This is a genomic window from Bradyrhizobium sp. WCU1 (assembly GCF_053474805.1).
Map to the genome: position 1 here is coordinate 2,416,528 of NZ_CM130280.1, position 20,920 is coordinate 2,437,447.

General features: G+C 65.7%; 16 protein-coding genes and 1 pseudogene. 13 read left to right on the plus strand and 4 right to left on the minus strand.

All coding sequences use genetic code 11. The annotated features are described in order from the left end of the window. Positions 1-9: 9 nt before the first annotated feature. The 6 genes from ACTUWL_RS11135 to ACTUWL_RS11160 all read left to right on the plus strand — a co-directional run bounded on the left by ACTUWL_RS11135 (position 10) and on the right by ACTUWL_RS11160 (position 6,419). Positions 10-1,206, plus strand: coding sequence for a phosphoglycerate kinase (locus ACTUWL_RS11135; protein WP_021076484.1), 1,197 nt, complete (start codon positions 10-12; stop codon positions 1,204-1,206). A gap of 40 nt (positions 1,207-1,246) precedes the next feature. Next, the gene (gene fba / locus ACTUWL_RS11140) at positions 1,247-2,314 is read left to right on the plus strand and encodes a class II fructose-bisphosphate aldolase (RefSeq protein ID WP_021076483.1); all 1,068 of its coding nucleotides are present in this window, start codon (positions 1,247-1,249) and stop codon (positions 2,312-2,314) included. 250 nt (positions 2,315-2,564) lie between these two features. Then, a complete protein-coding gene (locus ACTUWL_RS11145; protein WP_021076482.1) occupies positions 2,565-3,620 on the plus strand; it encodes a class I fructose-bisphosphate aldolase in 1,056 nt (351 codons plus the stop codon). After that, the gene (locus tag ACTUWL_RS11150) at positions 3,621-4,298 is read left to right on the plus strand and encodes a thiamine phosphate synthase (RefSeq protein ID WP_021076481.1); all 678 of its coding nucleotides are present in this window, start codon (positions 3,621-3,623) and stop codon (positions 4,296-4,298) included. 7 nt (positions 4,299-4,305) lie between these two features. Next, complete coding sequence (locus tag ACTUWL_RS11155) at positions 4,306-5,391, plus strand: tetratricopeptide repeat protein (protein ID WP_021076480.1); 1,086 nt, start codon at positions 4,306-4,308, stop codon at positions 5,389-5,391. 233 nt (positions 5,392-5,624) lie between these two features. Further along, positions 5,625-6,419, plus strand: coding sequence for an inositol monophosphatase family protein (locus ACTUWL_RS11160; RefSeq protein ID WP_106940184.1), 795 nt, complete (start codon positions 5,625-5,627; stop codon positions 6,417-6,419). A 14-nt stretch (positions 6,420-6,433) separates the two neighbouring features. Here the strand turns inward: ACTUWL_RS11160 and ACTUWL_RS11165 are convergent, their stop codons facing one another. The 3 genes from ACTUWL_RS11165 to ACTUWL_RS11175 form a co-directional block, all read right to left on the minus strand. Then, the gene (locus ACTUWL_RS11165; RefSeq protein WP_021076478.1) at positions 6,434-7,570 is read right to left on the minus strand and encodes an AAA family ATPase; all 1,137 of its coding nucleotides are present in this window, start codon (positions 7,568-7,570) and stop codon (positions 6,434-6,436) included. 137 nt (positions 7,571-7,707) lie between these two features. After that, a complete protein-coding gene (locus ACTUWL_RS11170; protein ID WP_021076477.1) occupies positions 7,708-10,860 on the minus strand; it encodes a multidrug efflux RND transporter permease subunit in 3,153 nt (1,050 codons plus the stop codon). A 6-nt stretch (positions 10,861-10,866) separates the two neighbouring features. Next, positions 10,867-12,072 (minus strand): efflux RND transporter periplasmic adaptor subunit, encoded by a 1,206-nt coding sequence (locus ACTUWL_RS11175; protein WP_106940183.1) that lies wholly within the window; start codon positions 12,070-12,072, stop codon positions 10,867-10,869. A gap of 538 nt (positions 12,073-12,610) precedes the next feature. Here ACTUWL_RS11175 and ACTUWL_RS11180 point away from each other — a divergent pair. The 5 genes from ACTUWL_RS11180 (at position 12,611) to ACTUWL_RS11200 (ending at position 17,550) form a co-directional block, all read left to right on the plus strand. Further along, positions 12,611-13,609: a hypothetical protein gene (locus ACTUWL_RS11180; protein ID WP_021076475.1), complete on the plus strand. Its 999-nt coding sequence runs from the start codon at positions 12,611-12,613 to the stop codon at positions 13,607-13,609. A gap of 15 nt (positions 13,610-13,624) precedes the next feature. Beyond that, positions 13,625-13,993 (plus strand): VOC family protein, encoded by a 369-nt coding sequence (locus ACTUWL_RS11185; protein ID WP_021076474.1) that lies wholly within the window; start codon positions 13,625-13,627, stop codon positions 13,991-13,993. A gap of 21 nt (positions 13,994-14,014) precedes the next feature. Continuing rightward, positions 14,015-15,043, plus strand: coding sequence for a peptidoglycan -binding protein (locus ACTUWL_RS11190; RefSeq protein ID WP_021076473.1), 1,029 nt, complete (start codon positions 14,015-14,017; stop codon positions 15,041-15,043). 671 nt (positions 15,044-15,714) lie between these two features. Next, positions 15,715-15,993, plus strand: a complete 279-nt coding sequence (locus tag ACTUWL_RS11195) for a hypothetical protein (RefSeq protein ID WP_146160358.1) — start codon at positions 15,715-15,717, stop codon at positions 15,991-15,993. A gap of 6 nt (positions 15,994-15,999) precedes the next feature. Further along, on the plus strand, positions 16,000-17,550 hold the full coding sequence (locus tag ACTUWL_RS11200) for a hypothetical protein (RefSeq protein WP_021076470.1): 1,551 nt from the start codon (positions 16,000-16,002) through the stop codon (positions 17,548-17,550). A 118-nt stretch (positions 17,551-17,668) separates the two neighbouring features. Here the strand turns inward: ACTUWL_RS11200 and ACTUWL_RS11205 are convergent, their stop codons facing one another. Continuing rightward, positions 17,669-17,950 carry a PilZ domain-containing protein gene (locus ACTUWL_RS11205; protein WP_021076468.1) on the minus strand — a complete coding sequence of 94 codons (282 nt, stop codon included), beginning with the start codon at positions 17,948-17,950 and terminating at the stop codon, positions 17,669-17,671. A 320-nt stretch (positions 17,951-18,270) separates the two neighbouring features. Here ACTUWL_RS11205 and ACTUWL_RS11210 point away from each other — a divergent pair, with 320 nt between their 5' ends. Further along, positions 18,271-19,788, plus strand: coding sequence for an AMP-binding protein (locus tag ACTUWL_RS11210; protein ID WP_021076467.1), 1,518 nt, complete (start codon positions 18,271-18,273; stop codon positions 19,786-19,788). A gap of 145 nt (positions 19,789-19,933) precedes the next feature. Beyond that, positions 19,934-20,906: pseudogene (locus ACTUWL_RS11215) on the plus strand (S1C family serine protease). The last annotated feature ends 14 nt before the right edge of the window (positions 20,907-20,920 follow it).

Here is a 20,920-nt window from a genome sequence, read left to right on the forward strand (position 1 = left end):
GAAACGCTCATGACAAAATCGTTCCGCACCCTCGACGACGTCAACGTGAAGGGCAAGCGCGTGCTGCTGCGCGTCGACCTCAACGTTCCCATGGATGGCGGCCGCGTCACCGACGCCACCCGGCTCGAGCGCGTGGCCCCCACCATCACCGAGATTTCCGACAAGGGCGGCAAGGTGATCCTGCTCGCCCATTTCGGCCGACCCAAGGGCCGCGATGCCAAGGACTCGCTGAAGCCGGTCGCGGAAGCGCTGTCGAAGGTGATCAATCGTCCGGTCGCCTTCGCCGAGGACTGCATCGGCGAAGCAGCCGCCACCGCGGTTGCAGCCCTCAAGGATGGCGACATCCTCTGCCTGGAAAACACCCGCTTCCACAAGGAAGAGGAAAAGAACGACGCCGGCTTCGTTGCTGAACTGGCAAAACTCGGCGACATCTGGGTCAACGACGCCTTCTCCGCCGCGCATCGCGCCCACGCCTCGACCGAAGGCCTCGGCCACAAGCTGCCGGCGTATGCCGGCCGCACCATGCAGGCCGAGCTCGACGCGCTGGCTAAGGCGCTGGAAGCCCCGACCAAGCCCGTGATCGCGATCATCGGCGGCGCCAAGGTCTCGACCAAGATCGACCTTTTGGAAAACCTCGTGAACAAGGTCGACGCGCTGGTGATCGGCGGCGGCATGGCCAACACCTTCCTGCACGCGCAGGGCGTCGCGGTCGGCAAGTCGCTCGCCGAGAAGGACCTCGCCGCGACCGCGCTGCGAATCATGGAGAAGGCCAACGCCGCCAACTGCGCGATCATCCTCCCCGTCGACGCCGTCGTCGCCAACCAGTTCGCCGCCAACGCGCCGTCGCATGCCTATGGCCTCGATGCGATCCCGGCCGACGGCATGATCCTCGACGTCGGCCCACAATCGATCGCGCGCATCCACGCCGCGATCGACGACGCCGCGACGCTGGTCTGGAACGGGCCGCTCGGCGCCTTCGAGCTGACGCCGTTCGACCGCGGCACCGTGGTTTCGGCCAAGCACGCCGCCGAGCGCACCAGGGCCAAGAAGCTGATCTCGGTTGCCGGCGGCGGCGATACCGTCGCGGCGCTGAACCAGGCCGGCGTAGCCGGTGATTTTTCCTATGTCTCGACCGCGGGCGGCGCGTTTCTTGAATGGATGGAAGGCAAGCCGCTGCCGGGCGTCGAAGTTTTGAAAAACCGTTGATTTAGTTCAAATCCGCGAACGCACTACAGGGAGAAATGGAATGGCTCGCATCACATTGCGACAACTGCTCGACCACGCGGCCGAGCATGATTACGGCGTACCTGCCTTCAATATCAACAACATGGAGCAGGCGCTGGCGATCATGGCGGCGGCCTCCGAGGTCGACGCGCCGGTCATCATCCAGGCTTCGCGCGGCGCGCGCTCCTACGCCAACGACGTCATGCTCAAGCACATGATGGACGCCGTCACCGAGATCTACCCGCAGATCCCGGTCTGCGTGCACCTCGACCACGGCAACGAGCCCGCCACCTGCATGACCGCGATCCAGGCCGGCTTCACCTCGGTCATGATGGACGGCTCGCTGAAGGCCGACGGCAAGACCCCCGGCGACTGGGACTACAATGTCGGCGTCACCCGGACGGTGACCGGCATGGCGCATCTCGGCGGCATCTCGGTGGAAGGCGAGCTCGGCGTGCTCGGCTCGCTCGAGACCGGCATGGGCGACAAGGAAGACGGCCACGGCGCCGAGGGCAAGCTGTCGCACGACCAACTGCTGACCAACCCCGACGAGGCCGTGAAGTTCGTCCAGGAGACCAAGGTCGACGCACTGGCGATCGCGATGGGCACCTCGCACGGCGCCTACAAGTTCACCCGCAAGCCCGACGGCGACATCCTCGCCATGAACGTGATCGAGGAAATCCATCGCAAGCTGCCGAACACGCATCTCGTCATGCACGGCTCCTCGTCGGTGCCGCAGGAGCTGCAGGAGATCATCAACGCCAATGGCGGCAAGATGAAGCCGACCTGGGGCGTGCCGGTCGCCGAGATCCAGCGCGGCATCAAGAACGGTGTGCGCAAGATCAACATCGACACTGACAACCGGATGGCGATGACCGGCCAGATTCGGAAAGTTCTGAAGGACAATCCGGAAGAGTTCGATCCGCGCAAGTACCTCAAGCCCGCGATGGAGGCGATGACCAAGCTGTGCAAGCAGCGCCTGCAGGAATTCAACACCGCGGGCCAAGCCAGCAAGATCAAGAAGGTGCTGACCACGGCTGAGATGGCCAAGCGCTACGCCAAGGGCGAGCTCGATCCCAAGGTCGCCTGAGCGCTCTTCACCCGCCGAGGACCGCGATCACCTCTCCCCATCGGGGAGAGGTCGGATCGCGCCAGCGATCCGGGTGAGGGGTTCAGGTCCCTCGATAGAGCGCATCCCCTCACCCGCGCCTTCGGCGCGACCTCTCCCGATGGGAGAGGTGGAACGTTCAAACGCCGGCCGCGACGAACGTTTTCTAGGCATTTGCCCGAGAACCGCCTATTTTGGTTTGCAAAGGCAATGGCCCCGGAGGACGTTCCCGATGAACCTCGCTGACCTCAACAAAGTTGCGCTTGCCATGGTCACCCCGGGCAAGGGCATTCTCGCCGCCGACGAATCCTCCGGCACGATCAAGAAGCGGTTCGACGCCATCCAGGTCGATTCGACCGAAGACAATCGCCGCGACTATCGCGAGATGCTGTTCCGCTCGCAGGAGGCGATGAGCAAATACATCTCCGGCGTCATCCTCTACGACGAGACGATCTGGCAGAACGCGAAGGACGGCACGCCGCTGGTCAAGCTGATCGAGCAGGCAGGCGCGATCCCCGGCATCAAGGTCGACGAAGGCACCCAGGCGCTGCCGAACTGCCCGGGCGAACTCGTCACCGTCGGCCTCGACAAGCTCGCCGAGCGGCTGAAGAAATATTACGACCGCGGGGCGCGCTTTGCGAAATGGCGCGCGGTGATCGATATCGGCTCCGGCGTGGGCAGCCGCGGCGCCGGCAGCCGGGGCATTCCCACCATGACCGCGATCCGCGTCAACGCCCACGCGCTGGCGCGGTACGCCGCGCTGTGCCAGGCCGCGCAGATCGTGCCGATCGTCGAGCCCGAAGTGCTGATGGACGGCGATCACGACATCGACCGCTGCTACGAGGTGACGCAGCGCGTGCTGAACCGCACCTTCCAGGAATTGCGGGTGCAGCGTGTCGCGCTCGAAGGCATGATCCTGAAGCCGAACATGGCGATATCCGGCAAGAAGTGCCCGAAGCAGGCATCGGTGCAGGAAGTCGCCGAGAAGACCATCCGCCTGCTCAAGAGCTGCGTGCCGGCCGCGGTGCCCGGCATCGCCTTCCTGTCCGGCGGCCAGAGCGACGAGGAAGCGACCGCGCATCTCGACGCCATGAACAAGATCGGTCATTTGCCGTGGCGGCTGACCTTCTCCTATGGCCGTGCGCTGCAGGCGGCGCCGCAGAAGGCGTGGTCCGGCAAGCCCGACAACGTCCCCGCAGGCCAGCGCGCCTTCTCGCATCGCGCCCGGATGAACGGGCTCGCCAGCACCGGCAATTGGGAAGCCGGCCTCGAGAAACAGGCGGCATAGTTGGCCACCAAGCCCGTTCCGCCGCGGCCGGCGCCGCGCCTCTATCTGGCGACCCCGCCGGTCGACGAGCCGTCGCAGCTTGCAGCCAAGCTTGCCGAGCTGCTCGCCGCGGCCGACGTCGCCGCCGTCCTGGTGCGGCTGCGCGAGAGCGACCCGCGCAGCATGATCTCCACCGTCAAGGGGCTGGCGCCTGCGATCCAGAACGCGGGTGCGGCGCTGTTGATCGATGGCCATCCCGACATCGTGGCCCGCGCCGGTGCCGATGGTGCGCATCTGACCGGCATTGCCGCGATGGAAGAGGCGATGCCCTCGCTGCGGCCCGACCGCATCGTCGGCGTCGGCGGGCTCGCGACACGGCACGATTCCATGGCCGCAGGCGAAGCCGGCGCCGACTACGTGCTGTTCGGCGAGCCCGACGCCAAGGGGCAGCGGCCCTCGGCGGAGGCGATCGCCGAGCGGCTGGAATGGTGGGATGAATTGTTCGAGCCGCCCTGCGTCGGCTTTGCAACCTCGCGCGAGGAGGCCGAGGCGTTCGCGGCGGCCGGCGCGGATTTCGTGCTGGTTGGCGATGTCATCTGGTCGGATCCGCGCGGTGCCAGGGCCGCTCTGGTCGAGATTGGCGAGGCGATTACGCGAGCGCATGCCGACACATTCGGAACGGCGAAGGCCGAAGGATGATGCCGGAATGACGTGCCTGCGTCCGATAGGTGTTGCGCTCGGCTGCATGATGCTGACGAGCGGCGCGATGGCGCAGCTCTCGATCACGCCGCCGGCACAGCCGCCGACGCCCGCGAAGAAGGAGGCACCGAAGGAGAAGCCGAAGGTGCATGCGCCGGCCGCGAAGAAGCCTGCGCCGAAGCCCGCCGCAACGACGACGCCGAAGCCCGGCGCATCGGCAACGCCGACGCCCTCCCCGACGCCGGACGATCCCAATGTCGACCTCGTCTACGGCGCCTATCAGCGCGGCATGTACAAGACCGCATTCGACCTCGCCACGGCGCGCGCGCAGAACAGCAACGATGCCAAGGCCATGACGATGCTGGGCGAGCTCTATGCCAACGGGCTCGGCGTCAAGCGCGACTATGCCAAGGCCGACGACTGGTACAAGCGCGCCTCCGACGCCGGCGACCGCGAGGCGATGTTCGCGCTCGCCATGATGCGGATCGCTGGCCGCGGCGGCACCGTGGACAAGGATTCCGCGGTCAAGCTGCTGGCATCGGCGGCCAAGCTCGGCGAGCCCAAGGCTGCCTATAATCTCGCGCTGCTCTATCTCGACGGCCAGACCCTGCCGCAGGACCTCCGCCGCTCCGCCGAGTTGCTGCGGATGGCGGCGGATGCCGGCAGCCCCGAGGCGCAATACGCGCTCGCGACCTTCTACAAGGAAGGCACCGGCGTGCCGAAAGACCTCGAGAAAGCCGCACGGCTGCTGCAGGCCGCCTCGCTGGCCGACAATGTCGATGCCGAGGTCGAATATGCCATCGCGCTCTACAACGGCTCCGGCACGCCGCGGAACGTGCCGGCGGCGGTGGCGCTGCTGCGCAAGGCGGCCCGGCAGAACAGCGCGATCGCGCAAAACCGCCTCGCCCACGTGCTGGCGACCGGCGCCGGCGCCCCGGTCGACAAGGTCGAGGCGCTGAAATGGCACACCGTCGCCAAGACCGCCGGCAAGGGCGACCCCGAACTCGACGACATCCTCGCCGACATGCCCCCGGAAGACCGCGCCAAGGGGGAGGCCGCTGCCCGAAAATGGATCGGAAACAACGTCAAATGACGCCTTGACGGCGCCACTTCCAGAGGGCACCCAGTCCGAAGCCTAGGTGGCCGCGTTCCGTTCTTTTTCCGCCCGTCATCCTGAGGTGCGAGCGGAGCGAGCCTCGAAGGATGCACGGCCCCGGACCGGGCCGTCGATCCTTCGAGACGCGCTTCGTGCTCCTCAGGATGACGGGCTGAGATTTGCGCCCGCCGCTCTATCGACATTCACAATCTCGGTCACAAGTTCTCATCATGCTCTACTCCGCCCTCATCAATGTCATGGTCAAGGCCGCGCGCCGCGCCGGCCGCAGCCTCAAGCGCGACCTCGGCGAGATCGAGCATCTCCAGGTGTCGCTGAAGGGGCCGGCGAATTTCGTTTCGCTGGCCGACAAGCGCGCCGAGGAGATGCTCTACACCGACCTCGAAAAGGCCCGGCCCGGTTACGGGTTCCTGGGCGAGGAAGGCGGCAAGCGCGAAGGCTCCGACAAGAGCCACACCTGGATCGTCGATCCGCTCGACGGCACCACCAATTTCCTGCACGGCATCCCGCAATTCGCGATCTCGATCGGGCTGCTGCGCGAAGACACCGTGATCGCGGGCGTGATCTACAATCCCGCCAATGACGAACTCTACATCGCCGAGCGCGGCAAGGGCGCGTTCCTCAACGACCAGCGGCTGCGCGTCGCCGGCCGCCGCCAGCTCAACGAATGCGTGGTCGCCTGCGGCCTGCCGCATATCGGCCGCGGCAACCACCAGCTGGCGTTGCAGGAGCTGGCCGCGCTGCAGAGCAAGGTCGCGGGCTTCCGCCGCTTCGGCGCCGCCTCGCTCGACCTCGCCTTCGTCGCCGCCGGCCGCCTCGACGGTTATTGGGAACGCAATCTGCAGCCCTGGGACCTCGCGGCCGGCCTGCTGATGATCCGGGAAGCCGGCGGCACCGTCTCCGGCATCCAGGGCAATGACGACCCGCTGCAGACCGGCCACGTCGTCGGCGGCAACGAGTTCGTGCACGGCGAGCTGATCAAGATCCTGAAGCCGCTCGGGCAATAGGGCGACAGCGCAGGCTATTCGTCGTCGTCATTATCGCCGTCGTCCTCCCCGTCGCGAAATTCACCGCCGGCGCTGAGGCCTTCGATGGCGGTGGCGCCCTTCACCTTGACCACCCGGCGCAACGGGACCGAACTCTCGCTACGCAGCGCCTCCATCAAATGGTCCGAGTGGGTGACGATCCAGATGTCGGCGCGGCGCGACGCCTTGGCGATCAGCCGCGCCAACGGCGCCAGCAGCGATGGATGCAGGCTCGCCTCCGGCTCGTTCAGCACGATGAACGGAGGCAGCCGGTAGCCCATGAACACGGCGAGCAGGCAGATATATTTCAGCGTCCCGTCGGACAATTCGTGGGCCTTGAACGGGCGCGGCATATCCGCAAGCCTTAGATCGAACTCGCACGGGCCGTTTTCTACCCATGCGCGGAGCTCCGCATCCGGGAATGCATCCTCGACCGCGGCCTGCAGCTCGGCGGCATCCTGCCGGATGGAGTAGAGCGTTGCGAGCGTCGCGGCCAGATCGCTGCCGTCGGCACTCAGCGACGGCGTCGTGACCGCGAGGCAGGGCTTTCGGATCGGCGACGCATGATCGGTCCGGAAGTCGTGATAGAACCGCCAGCCCAGCATCGCGTTTCTGATCTGGTCGATCTCGGGGGAGTTCTTGCCGTCAAAGAAGCCGGCCAGCACGGTTTCGGATGGCAGCAGGGCGTCCTTGTGGCTTTCCCACACGCCGCTCTCGTTGCGGATGCTGACCAGCGCGTTCGTCCTCTCCACCATCAGGACTTTTCGCTTGCCGCGGATCATCTCGATCCGCTCGGACCTGATCATCGGCTCGCCGGCAAACGCCGCCTCAACCGGGCCGGGGTATCCGAGCTCGATCGAATATTTGATGTCGTCGAATCGTGTGGCCAGCCGCAGCCGGGGATCGTCGCCCCGCTTGCGCATGCCGGACCAGGAGACCGAATTCAATCCGCCTTCATCGGCGATGGTGTGGGTGATCCGGCCCGTCGCCGCGTCGCGCAACAGTGACATCGACTTGTAGAGATTGGATTTGCCGACGCCGTTCTCGCCGACGAACACCGACAGCGGGTGGATGGGCATGAAGAGCCGGCGAATGGAACGATAATTCGCGATCTCGATGTCGGTCGGGCGCATCACCTGCTCTCGATCGGCCGATGCCTGCGCATTCCGTCACCGTGCCAAGGACAATCCATTCAATCCAGAGATGCAGTCTGGATTGGCGATGCTGCGAAAGCAAGCCGGCCCTGATTCAATCAGGACCGGCCTCGATGTCAGTGGCCGCCCGCTACCGGCGCCGGCGGGCCGTAGACTTCCGGCTTCTCGACCTTCTCCCGGTCACCAGCCAGCACGCGCTGCACGCTGACGAAGAACACCGGCACCAGGAGCAGCGCGAGGATGACGACGGCGATCATGCCGCCCATCACACTGGTGCCGAGCGCCTGCTGGCTGGCGCCGCCGGCGCCGGTCGCGATCGCCATCGGCAGCACGCCGCAGACGAAGGCGAGGCCGGTCATCAGGATCGGGCGGAATCGGAGACTACACGCCTCGATGGTCGCCTCGACCAGCGGCTTGCCCTGCGCGCGCAGGTCCTTGGCGAACTCGATGATCAGGATCGCGTCCTTGGCGGCCAGGCCGATGATGGTGATCAGGCCGACGGTGAAATAGACGTCGTTGGACAGGCCGCGCAGCGTCGCCGCCACCACGGCGCCGAAAATGCCGAGCGGAATCGTCAGCAGCACCGCGAGCGGAATGGTCCAGCTCTCATAGAGCGCGGCGAGCAGCAGGAATACCACCAGCACGGACAGGCCGAGCAGGAACGGCGCCTGCGAGCCCGACAGCTTCTCCTGCAGCGACTGGCCGGTCCACTCATAGCCGAAGCCGCGCGGCAGCTTGTCGGCAAGCCGCTCCATCTCGGCGATCGCGTCACCCGAGGTGAAGCCCGGCTTCGCCTCGCCGGAGATGCGCACCGCCGGATAATAGTTGAAGCCCGCGATCTGCGTCGGCCCCTTCGTCCATTCGATGCTGGCAAAGGCCGAGAACGGCACCAGCTGACCGCGGCTGTTCTTTACATTGTAATTGAGGATGTCGTCCGCGTTCATGCGACTGGTCTTGTCGGCCTGCACGATGACGCGCTGCATGCGCCCGCGGTTCGGGAAGTCGTTGACGTAGTTCGAGCCGAGATTGGTCGAGATCGTGTTGTTGATGTCCTCGAAGGTGAGGCCGAACGCACCGGCCTTCTCGCGGTCGATCATCAGATTGACCTGCGGCGCCGGCGGCAGGCCTTCGACATAGACCTTCTGCAGCACAGGGCCGGCATTGGCCTCCGCGATCAGCCGGTCGGACGCCGCGATCAGCGCCGCATAGCCCTTCTGGCCGCGGTCCTGCAGGCGGAACGAGAAGCCCGAGGAGTTGCCGAGATTGTCGATCGGCGGCGGCTGCAGCGCCGAGATTTTTGCGTCGCGCACCGACGACAAATCGCGGTTGATGTCCGCGACGATGGCGGCAGCGGACTCCTTCGGGCCGCGCTCCGACCAGTCCTTCAGCGTGATGAAGGCCTGCGCGGTGTTCATGCCCTGGCCGAGGAAGCTGAAGCCGGTGAGGAATGTGACGTTCTCGATGCCGGCGCGGTTCTTCAGGTACTTCTCGACCTGCTCGACCGCACCTTCCGTGCGCGCATAGGACGATTCCGACGGCGTCTGCACGTCGGTCGTGATGAAGCCCTGGTCATCGACCGGCAGGAAGCCGCCGGGCAGCCGGACGAAGCCATAGGCGACGGCCGCGAACAGCACGAGATAGATCGCCATCAGGCGGCCGGTGCGCTTCAGCGAGCCCTGCACCGTGCGCGTATAGCCGGCGCGGCTGGTGTCGAGCACGCGGTTGAACCAGCCGAACACGCCCTTGCGGGCATGGCCGTGGCCCTTCTCGACCGGCTTGAGCAAGGTCGCGCACAGCGCCGGCGTCAGCGACAGCGCGAGCAGCGCCGAGAACGCGATCGCCGCCACCATGGTGACCGAGAACTGGCGGTAGATGATGCCGACCGAGCCCGGGAAGAACGCCATCGGCACGAACACCGCCATCAGCACCAGCGTGATGCCGATGATGGCACTGGTGATCTGCGACATCGCCTTCCGGGTCGCTTCCTTCGGCGGCAGGCCTTCCTCGGCCATGATGCGCTCGACGTTCTCGACCACGACGATGGCGTCGTCGACCAGGATGCCGACCGCCAGCACCATGCCGAACATGGTCAGCATGTTGATCGAGTAACCCACCGCCATCAGCGTGGCGCAGGTGCCGAGCAGCGCCACCGGCACCACGATGGTCGGAATGATGGTGTAGCGGATGTTCTGCAGGAACAGGAACATCACGATGAACACCAGCACCACCGCCTCGACCAGGGTCATCAGGACCTTCTCGATCGAGGCCTTCACCACCGGCGTGATGTTGTAGGGGATTTCGTAGGAGATGTTGGCCGGGAAGAAGCGCGACAGCTCCTTCATCTTGGCCTCGACCGCGCTCGCGGTCGCCAGCGCATTGCCCTTCGGCGACAGCAGCACCGACAGGCCCGCGGTCGGCTTGCCGTCGAGACGGGTGTTGAACTGGTAGCTGAGGCCGCCGATCTCGATCCGCGCGACGTCACGCAGCCGTACCGTCGAGCCGTCGGCATTTGCGCGCAGGATGATCGCGCCGAACTCGTCGGGCGAGGAGAGCTGGCCCTTCACCAGCACCTGCGCGGAAATCTTTTGCGTATCCGTGCTCGGCTCGGCGCCGATGCTGCCGGAAGCGACCTGGGCGTTCTGCGCCGTGATCGCGCGGTTGACGTCGTCTGCGGAGAGGCCGTAGCCGACCAGCTTGGCCGGATCGATCCAGATGCGCAAGCTGCGCTCGGTCGAATACAGCGTGGCGCGGCCGACGCCGGGGATGCGGCGCACCTCGCCCAGCACGTTGCGGATCATGAAGTCGCCGAGGCCCACTTCATCCAGCGAACCGTCGGTCGAGTTCAGCGTGATGATCTGCAGCACGGCCGAGGACGCTTCCTCGACCAGGATGCCCTGCTGGATCACGGCGCGCGGCAGCCGCGCCTCGACGCGCTTGAGGCGGTTCTGCACCTCGACCGAGGCCTGGCCGGTGTCGGTGCCCGGCTTGAAGTTGGCGATGATCTCGACCTGGCCGAGCGAGTCGGAGGTCGATTCGAAGTTCAGGATGTTGGCGGCGCCGTTGAGCTCCTCCTCGATCAGCCGCGTCACGCTGTTGTAGAGGTTCTCCGGCGACGCGCCGGGATAGCTGGTCGAGATCGAGATCGAGGGCGGCGCGATGATCGGATACTGCGCGACCGCGAGCAGCGGAATCGAGATTGCGCCGACCAGACAGATGAACAGGGCGACGACCCAGGCGAAGATCGGCCTGTCGATGAAGAAGCTAGGCATGTCGGATCACTGCTTCGCGTGCGCGGTCTGCTGCGAATCCGATTGTGCTGCAGCAGCGTCGATCTCACGCCAGGCCAACGGCCGGACCTTGTCGCCGGCGGCAAATTTCTGGAATCCTTCGACGACCACCTTGTCGCCGGCCTTGAGGCCGTCGGTCACGAACCAGGTGCCGCCCTGCAGCGAGCCGGTGCGCACCGGCTGGACCGCGACGCGATTGTCGTCCTTGACGACGAACACCTCGCTGCCGCCGCCGCCATTGCGCTGGATCGCCTGCTGCGGCACCGCGATCGCATCGGTGTCAATGCCCTGCTCGATCTGCACGCGGACATACATGCCCGGCAGCAGGACGCGATTCGGGTTCGGGAATTCGCCGCGCAGGGTCACTTGCCCGGTATGGGCATCGACCTTGGCGTCGGAGAACAGCAGCTTGCCCAGCAGCGGATAGATCGAGCCGTCGTCGAGCACGAGGCGCACCTTCATCGCATCGGGCGCGATGCGGTCGAGATCGCCGCTCTCGAGGGCGCGGCGGAGCTGGTTCATTTCGGTCACCGACTGCTGGAAGTCAGCATAGATCGGATCCAGCTGCTGGATGGTCGCAAGGCTCGCGGCGTCGTTCTGCACGACGAGCGCGCCTTCGCTGATCACAGCAGCGCCAATGGTGCCGTCGATCGGCGCACGAATCGTCGCATAGTCCAGGTTGAGCTTGGCACGCGCGACGTCGGCCTCGCGGCCCTGCACGTCGGCTTCGGCCTGCTTCAAATTGGCGATCGCCTTCTCGTTCTCGGCCTCCGAGGTCGCACGCTGGTTGGTGAGGGTTGCGATGCGGCGGGCCTGCAGCGAGGTCTGCTCGAGCACGGCCTTGGCGCGCGCCAGCGCCGCCTCGGTCGACTGCAACTCGACTTCGAACGGGCGCGGATCGATCTGGTACAGGGGGTCGCCGACCTTCACCTCGCTGCCCTGATGGAACATGCGGTTGACGACGATACCGGAGACGCGCGGGCGGACCTCGGAAACGCGGGTCGGGGCGATGCGGCCCGGCAGCTCGCGTACCATCGCGCGCGCCTGCTCCTTCACGGTGACCACACTGACGTCCGGCTCGGATGCTTGTACGGCGGCGGTTGCGGAGTTCGGTTCGTTGCAGCCGGCAAGCAGTGGCGCCGTCACGGCCAGCATCAGAGCAATGCATGCCGATTGCGCGCGAAGTCCAGACATTGAGATGATCGCCCCTGTGGGTTGGAATGAACAAATGGCGGCATCGCCACGACGCCGCCTCTGCTCGTGAAAATAAAATCTGCCTGCTGCGAAGCAATGCGCTTGTCGGGCGGCTCATTGTCACACAACGCTATCATCCTGATTTCGCGGCATCTTTCATGTCGTCACCGCATTGTGAGCGGGTTCCATCGCAGGCTGTGGGAATGCGTTAAGGACTGCGTGAGCGGGAACGGGCTGTTTGCCTGCACAGGAATGCCGCACCGCGGATCATGATGCGACAATCCTGCCGAATCACCGTGCATCGCGCGCCTCGCCCGACGATGCCTGCAAATCGGCCTGATCTCGCGATCAGCGCGTGGCCCCGGGGGGCGCGCGCGAACGGTGATGCGGCGACCGGCCGCAAAGCTGCGCAAGGCGGCGACAGTCCCCCCGATCTCGACCCAGGGTTCTGCCATCCGCCTTTGGATTCGGCTTTCCTCACTCCGCCGCTGTGCCATATTGCTGACAGATGCGGCCTTCGCGAACGGATGATCCGGCAATGCCCCCTTCCCGCTCCGAGATGGAGATCGAACTGAGCAAGCTGTCCTCGCCCAGGATCTTCCTGGTGCGGATGCTGGTATTCCTGGTGCTCTGCGGCCTGGTCGGGGTCGTGCTGTACAAGCAGATCGTCACCGCCTTCTTCGCCAATCCCGGGCTCAACGCCCTGATCGGCGCGGTGCTGCTGATCGGCGTCATCCTGGCGTTCCGGCAGGTGATCCGGCTCTATCCTGAAGTGGCCTGGGTCAATAATTTCCGCATCGCCGATCCCGGCCTCGCCATCGAGCGCCGGCCGACGTTGCTTGCCCCGATGGCTGCGATCCTCGGCGGCGAGCGCACCGGACGGATGTCGATCTCGCAGCAGACCATGCGGCATCTGCTGGATTCGATCGCAACCCGCCTGGATGAAGCCCGCGACATCTCGCGCTACATGACCGGCCTGCTCGTGTTCCTCGGCCTGCTCGGCACCTTCTGGGGCCTGATCGAGACGGTCGGCTCGGTCGGCAAGGTGATCGACGGGCTCAAGGTCGGCGGCGACGCCGGCGCGCTGTTCGATACGCTGAAGGAGGGCCTTGCCGCCCCGCTCGGCGGCATGGGCATCTCGTTCTCGTCCTCGCTGTTCGGCCTCGCCGGCTCGCTGATCCTCGGCTTCCTCGACCTGCAGTCGAGCCAGGCCCAGAACCGCTTCTACACCGACCTCGAGGACTGGCTCGCCACCACGGTGCGCGGCATCTCAGGTGACGGCGTCGGGACCGGCGGCGCCGATCTGCAGGGCGCGATCGACCGGCTGCGTGCCACCTTCGAGGAGGGTGGCGGCGGCGCGGGTGGTCGCAACACCACGGCGGCGATGGCCAATCTGGCGGAGGCAATCCAGGGGCTGGTCGCGCATATGCGCACCGAGCAACAGATGATCCGCGAATGGGCCGACGGCCAGGGCGAGCAGAACCGCGAGATCAAGCGGCTGCTCGAACGCCTCGCCCGCCAGCCCGAGAAGAGCTGAGCCACGGAGGCCGATGTGCTGGACCACGTGACCATCGGCATCAGCGATATCGAGCGGTCCAAGGCCTTCTATGATGCGGCCTTGCGCTCCCTCGGCATCAGCCGCCTTTATGCAGAGGGTGCCGAGTTTGCCGGCTATGGCATCCATCCGAAGGCCTTCTTCTGGATCGGCCGGCGCGGCACGCCGCAGACCGGCGCCCACATCGCCTTCACGGCAAACGATCGCGCCACCGTCGATCGCTTCTACGACGACGCGATCAAGGCCGGCGGCAGGGACAATGGGCGGCCCGGAATTCGGCCGCACTATCATGCAAACTACTACGGTGCTTTCGTGCTCGACCCCGACGGCCACAACATCGAAGCCGTCTGCCACGCGCCGCACTGACAGGAAGTAAAGGGAAACCAGATGGCCCTCGCCCGCTCGCGCCGCAGCGAATCCGGCTTCAACTACTGGCCCGGCTTTGTCGACGCGCTGTCGACGCTGGTGCTGTCGATCGTGTTCCTGCTGTCGGTGTTCCTCGTCGTGCAGTTCTTCCTGTCGCAGGAAGTGACCGGCAAGGACAAGGCGCTGGAGCAGCTCACCGCCAAGATCGCCCAGCTCAACGACCTCTTGTCGCTGGAGAAGCTTTCCAGGCTGACGCTCGACGACCAGGTGTCGCAGCTCCGCGCCGGCCTCGCCTCGGCTGAGGGCGAGCGCGACCGCATGAAGGGGCTCTATGAAGGGCTCGCCAATTCCGGCAACGACGCGCAGGGCCGCGCCAACGAGCTGAACAAGGCGCTGGAGTCCGAGAAGAGTGTGTCGTCGCGCGCGCTGGCACAGATCGAGGTGCTGAACCAGCAGATCAGCGCTCTGCGCCGCCAGCTCGCCGCGCTCGAGGAGGCGCTCGATGCCTCCGAGAAGCGTGACAAGGAATCGCAGAACCGGATCGCCGATCTCGGCCAGCGCCTCAACGTCGCGCTGGCGCAGCGGGTGCAGGAATTGTCGAAGTACCGCTCGGAATTCTTCGGCCGGCTGCGCGCGATCCTGGGCAACCGCCCCGATATCCGCATCGTCGGCGATCGCTTCGTATTCCAGTCCGAAGTGTTCTTCGACACCGGCCAGGCGACCTTGCTGCCGGAGGGCAAGACCGAGCTCGACACGGTAGCGAACGCGTTGATCGATCTCGACAAGCAGATCCCCCCCGAGATCGCCTGGGTGCTGCGCGTCGACGGCCACACCGACGTGCGGCCGATCAACAGCCCGCTGTTCAAGTCAAACTGGGAGCTATCCTCCGCGCGCGCGATCTCGGTGGTGCAATATCTGGTCTCGCTCGGCGTGCCCGCGCAGCGTCTGGTCGCGGCCGGCTTCGCCGAATTCCAGCCGCTCGACACCGCGCAGACCGAAGACGCCTACAAGCGCAACCGCCGCATCGAGCTGAAGCTGACGGAACGCTAGGGCAGAAGCGGTCACCCGCTCCGGCTCTAACCACCCGTCGTCCTGGCGAAAGCCAGGACCCATAACCACCGCATTCGGTGATGAACGGGATCGCCGCCACGGCGTCGCGCAACAATCGAGATTTGGGGTAATGGGTCCTGGCTTTCGCCAGGACGACGCTAGGGATGGTTCACCATCGTCATTCCGGGGCAGCCCGAAGGGCTGAGCCCGGAATCCATTGAGCCGCAAAACAAGCGTTGGAATGGATCCCGGGCTCTCGCTTCGCGAGCCCCGGCGAAGAGAGCGGAACGCTCTCGGCGCCCGACCATCCCGAGCAACTGCTCCGGATAGCGCGCGCCCTGCACTTCGACCGCTGCCACGGCGCGATCCGGCCGAGTTGATCGACCAGCGCCTGGTTGGCGCGGGCCCATCGATCAGATTCGTAGCGGTGGAACCCTCAGGTCGAGCCCGATCACGGTCGCGATCGAGAGGCGCCGCTTGAGGCATATCGCCGAAAGCGGGGTTGACGGCTGATTTCTTCAACTCCAGAGGTTGCACGTTACCAAACGCTTCAAATGCGTAATTGAACATTAATGGACTGCGTGCGACATGACCGCGTGACAACCACAGGTAATGCAGCAGAGCACCCCAACCACGAACGAACGCGCGGTGCGGTGCTCTGGGTGCCGATCGTGCTGTTCCTGATCGGCGCGTTCGCGATCTCCTATGCTTCCGGGTTCCGGCACGTCGCGATCGGTTGGAATGGGCTCGGCACGATCTGCGCGGTGCTGCTCGCTGCCTATCTCGCCGCGCGAGAATTTCGCATCCGGTTCGTTCAGACGATCCTGAACGTCAGGCTCCAGAACGTGATCGTGGCCATCGCCTGGTTTGCGTTGCTGCCTGCGACCACGGCGCGGGCCTATGGCTGCGCCTTTCGAATGCACTGCGCGCCAGCGGGCGAGTTGGAATAGCCGCCGATGCACGCCCCCCTGGCCAAGGCGTCTGGCAGCGACGTTCAATTGATGCGCGAAGCGGCCTGGCCGTGGCTGGCGACGGCGGTGGTGCTTGCGATCGTGCTGCTGGCTCCCCTTCTCGTCATCGATGTGCCGCCGCTCGCGGACTATCCAAATCACCTCGCGCGGTTCTTCATCCTGGCGCATCCGGACGACCCGGTGCTCTCGAAGATATATGCGCCGCATTGGACGATCTTGCCCAATCTCGGCATGGACGTCATCGGGGCCGGGCTGCTGCGCATAACCGATACGCACACCGGTGGCCGAATATTGCTGGCACTGAGCCTGCTCGCGCCGGTGGGCGGCGCGGTCGTGTACCATCGGGTCGCTTTCGGCTGCCGTTCCTATTGGCCGCTGGCGTCGGGACTGGTCGCCTACAACGCGGCCTTCTTCATGGGTTTCATGAATTTCCTGTTCTCGCTGGGCCTGGCGCTGATCGGTGCGGCCGCCTGGGTTGCGTTGCGCCGGCGGAACCGTTCCGGGTGGAAGACGCTGGCCGGCGCGATCGCCGCGGTCGCGACCTTCTTCATCCACATCTTCGGGCTCGCCTTTCTATTCCTCCTGATCGGTGCAGAAGAGGCATCGGGACTCCGGAGACGCTGGTCATCGGGCACGGTCACCGCGCGCGATTTCATGAAGGCCGCGATCCCGATCCTGATCGCTCTCGCGCCGGCGCTCGTGCTGTATCGGCTCAGTCCGTTCAGCGACACCGCCACGTCGCTCGGCGCGTGGCATGCGATCGTCAAACTGATGAGGCCGTTCAGCCCATTCACGATACCGAACGTCGAGCTGACGATCGTGACCGCCGTCGCCGTTATCGTCGCGCTGGTCGCCATGCGCCGTCATCTCGCATTTGCTCCGGGGCTGCGGCTTGCGATCGCCGTGCTGGCAATCGTCTACATCGCCGCGCCCCTGCGAATAAAGGGAGGGTCCTACGTAGATCTGCGGGCTGCGGTGATGGTCGCATTGCTGCTGTTCGCGGGGGTGCAGCCCCGGATCGCGCGGCGGGAGGCAATGATGTTCGGCATTGCTGTTGCGGCCTTGATTCTCGTCCGCTCGGCGAGCGTCGCTGCGACCTGGATCGACAGCCGGGACGACCTTGCCGATCTGCGCGCGGCAATCGACGGCGTCGAGCCCGGCGCGCGCGTCCTGCTCGCGACGGGCTCGTCGGGGAAACGGACGATGGCGCCTCCGGCGCGCCGCACGCTGCCCGGCATTGGCCGGCTGACCAACCACCTCCCGGCATTGCTCCCCGTTGAGCGCAGGGCGTTCTGGCCATTGTTGTTTGCCGACCCGGCGCAACAACCGGTGTCCATTCTGCCGCCGTTCGATCGAATGTCTCAGCCGCTGACGGGAGCCGGTCGACTGGGAGGCGCTGGCCAACGAACCGTTCTCGGCGGAAACCCTAAAGTGGTCGCGCTACCTGGTCGGCTGGCGCTCGCATTTCGATTATGTGCTCCTGATCGACCCAAAGCCGGGATTTCAGACGATCGAGAAGCTCTCGCCGCTCCATGACGGCGAATTCGCAAAGCTCTATCGGGTTGATCGCTGAACCGCCGGGTACGGTCTCGCCGTCGCGCGGCAGAGCCTTCGGCTACGCCGCGCCGACCGGCTCCGCGGCCGGCGCGTCCGGCTACGCCTCCGCGGTGACGAATTTGAGCCCGTAGGTCTTGCCGCGGCGCCACACCACCTCGCAGGGGTAGCGCTTGGCGTGGTCGGCGAGCAGCGTCAGCGCGAGGCGGTCCTTCACGTCGAACTCGACCTCGGTGGTGATCTTGGCGCCGCCGGGCGAGATGTCGACCACGGCGCAGGCGTTCTCAGTCACGCCGTCGTCGACCGTGATCCACGCCGCGCGATTGTTGAGCTGGCGCCGCGGCTCGCGACTGACCTTGATACGTGCTCCATTGCTCGCCATCGTCGTCGTCCTTGAAGACATTGGTCATTGAAAACCTTAGGACCGCGCAGGTCGATCGACGCGCCCGGCATGTCACCGCACGGGCCACAATGCCGTTCCCCCGTAAAGTCCGGCTTAGCGTGATCGCTTGAACTTTACCGGAATCTTGACGCGGCTTTTAGCAAACGGAGATTCCGCAGTTCCCTCAGCGGGATACTGCCCATATTGGCGCTCCGGACCTTGACACCGCGACCGCACTGTTGGTGAAGTGTCAGCCGTGGCTTTGGCCACATCCCTGCAACAAGAGCGCTTCAAGCCGCCTTTTCCGACGGAAACGATCCATGCTGATCCCCTTGGCCGACGTGCCGCGCTGGTATGCCGAACGCAAGCCCGCTGATTCGATCGCCGTCAGCCACGGCGCGGATGCGCTGACCTGGCATGAGCTCGAGCGCCGCGCCAATGCGCGGGCGCGCGCCTTCGCCGCCAAGGGCGTCAAGCCCGGCGACTTCGTCGCGATCGGGCTGCCCAACAGCAACGCATTCTTTGAGACCACCTTCGCGGTGTGGAAATGCGGCGCGACGCCGACCTCGTTGTCGTGGCGGCTGCCGCGCGGCGAGGCCGCCGCGGTGCTCGAGATTTTGAAACCGTCATTGGTGGTCGGTGGTGAAGCCGACTGGAATGCACCGAATTCGCTGCCGGTGAATTTCGTGCCTGAGGGATTTTCCGGGGAGCCGCTCGACGCGCCGGTCGCGCGCTACTGGAAGGCGATGACGAGCGGTGGCTCGACCGGGCGGCCGAAGGTGATCCTCGACCACAACCCCGCCGTGATCGAAACCACGACGCCGCTGATGCTCGGGATTCCGCATCAGGCCTCGCTGCTCAACCCCGGCCCGCTCTATCACAACGCGCCGTTCATCCTGTCGCACTCCGCTTTGTTCGGCGGCGGCAAGCTGACCGGCATGGTGAAGTTCGACGCCGAGGAGACGCTGCGGCTGATCGAGCGCGAGCGCGTGCAATGGGTCAACTTCGTGCCGACCATGATGCACCGGATCTGGGCGCTGCCCGAGGAAGTGCGCAACCGCTACGATGTCTCGAGCCTGCAGATCGTGTTTCATATGGCAGCTCCGATGCCGCCCTGGCTGAAGGAGAAGTGGATCGAATGGCTCGGGCCGGAGCGGGTGTGGGAGCTTTATGGCGGCACCGAGCGGCAGGGCGCCTGCGTGATCTCGGGCGTCGAGTGGATGGCTCACAAGGGCTCGGTCGGCAAGATCGGCGAGACCGCCAAGCTGCGTATCATCGGCGAGGACGGCAACGACGTTAAGCCCGGCGAGACCGGCGAGATCTACTTCCTGCCCAATGACGGCGCCGGCTCGACCTATCACTATCTCGGCGCCACGCCGAAGCGGCGGCCGGACGGTTGGGAATCGCTCGGCGATATCGGACGTCTGGATGAAGAGGGCTATCTCTATCTCGGCGACCGGCTTGCCGACATGGTGCTGCGCGGCGGCGCCAACATCTATCCGGCCGAGGTCGAGGCCGCGGTCAGCGAACATCCCAAGGTGCGCTCCTGCGTCGTGGTCGGATTGCCCGATCCGGAATTCGGCCAACGCGTGCATGCGATCCTCGAGCTCGCCGACGACACCGACGCGCAGGAGATTGCCGACGGCATGGGTGATTTCCTCAAGGACCGGCTCAGCCGCTACAAGCATCCGGAAAGCTTCGAGCGCGTCACCACCGCGCCGCGCGATGATTCCGGAAAGGTCCGCCGCACGATGCTGCGCGACGAGCGCGCCGCGTGGATCAAGGACAACCGCGCCTTCCGCATCATGCCGGCGCGCGCGGCAACCAAAAGCGAATAAGTTCATTTTGTCTTGCGAGAGGGAGGTCTGCACGCCAGATGAGCTGTGCAGGCCGCCGCGCAGGGTATATCATTCCATCTTCCCTGCCGGCAGAACCTCGGATTAGCTTGAGGTTCCAGCGCCCCTGCACGCCAGGAGATCCCAGATGCCCTCCACGACCGAACCGAAAGTGCCAGCGGCCTTTCAGCCTCGCCCCGAAGATTACCGCTATGACCTCGATCGTGCACTGATGAGCGTGGTCGGGCTGCACTCGATCATTCCGCCTGATGCATTCAGCGCCGAGACGCTCGGCACCGAGCGCACCGGCAACGGCGTCCTGATCGACAACGGGCTGGTGCTGACGATCGGCTACCTGATCACCGAAGCCGCCACGGTGTGGCTGCATCTCGGCGACGGCCGCGCGGTCGAGGGTCACGCGCTCGGCTTCGATTTCGAATCCGGCTTCGGCCTGGTGCAGGCGCTCGGCAGGCTCGACATCGATCCGCTGCCGATCGGCTCGTCGGCGGCGACGCAGGTCGGCGACAATGTCGTGCTCGGTGGCGCCGGCGGCCGCACGCGCTCGGTCGCGAGCCAGATCGCGGCGAAGCAGGAATTCGCGGGCTATTGGGAATATCTGCTCGACGAGGCGATCTTCACCTATCCGGCGCATCCGAACTGGGGCGGCACCGGACTGATCAACAATGCCGGCGAGCTGATCGGCATCGGCTCGCTGCAGCTCGAGCGCGAACGCTCGGGCCGCGCCGAGCATGTCAACATGATCGTGCCGATCGACCTGCTCAAGCCGGTGCTCGGCGACCTGCGCAAGATTCGGCCGTGTCGACAAGCCGGCGCGGCCGTGGCTCGGCATGTACACGACCGAGATCGACAACCGCCTCGTGGTGGTCGGCGTCGCCAGCAAGGGACCGGCGGCGCGCGCCGAGCTGAAGACCGGCGACGTGATCCTCGCGGTCGACGGCGACAAGGTAACGAGCCAGACCGGCTTCTACCGCAAGCTCTGGTCGCTCGGCACCGCCGGCGTCGACGTGCCGCTGACGGTCTATCACGAGGGCGTCACCTTCGACGTGACGCTGACCTCGATCGACCGCATGAAGCTGCTGAAGGCGCCGCGGCTGCATTAGTACAGAACGAGAGG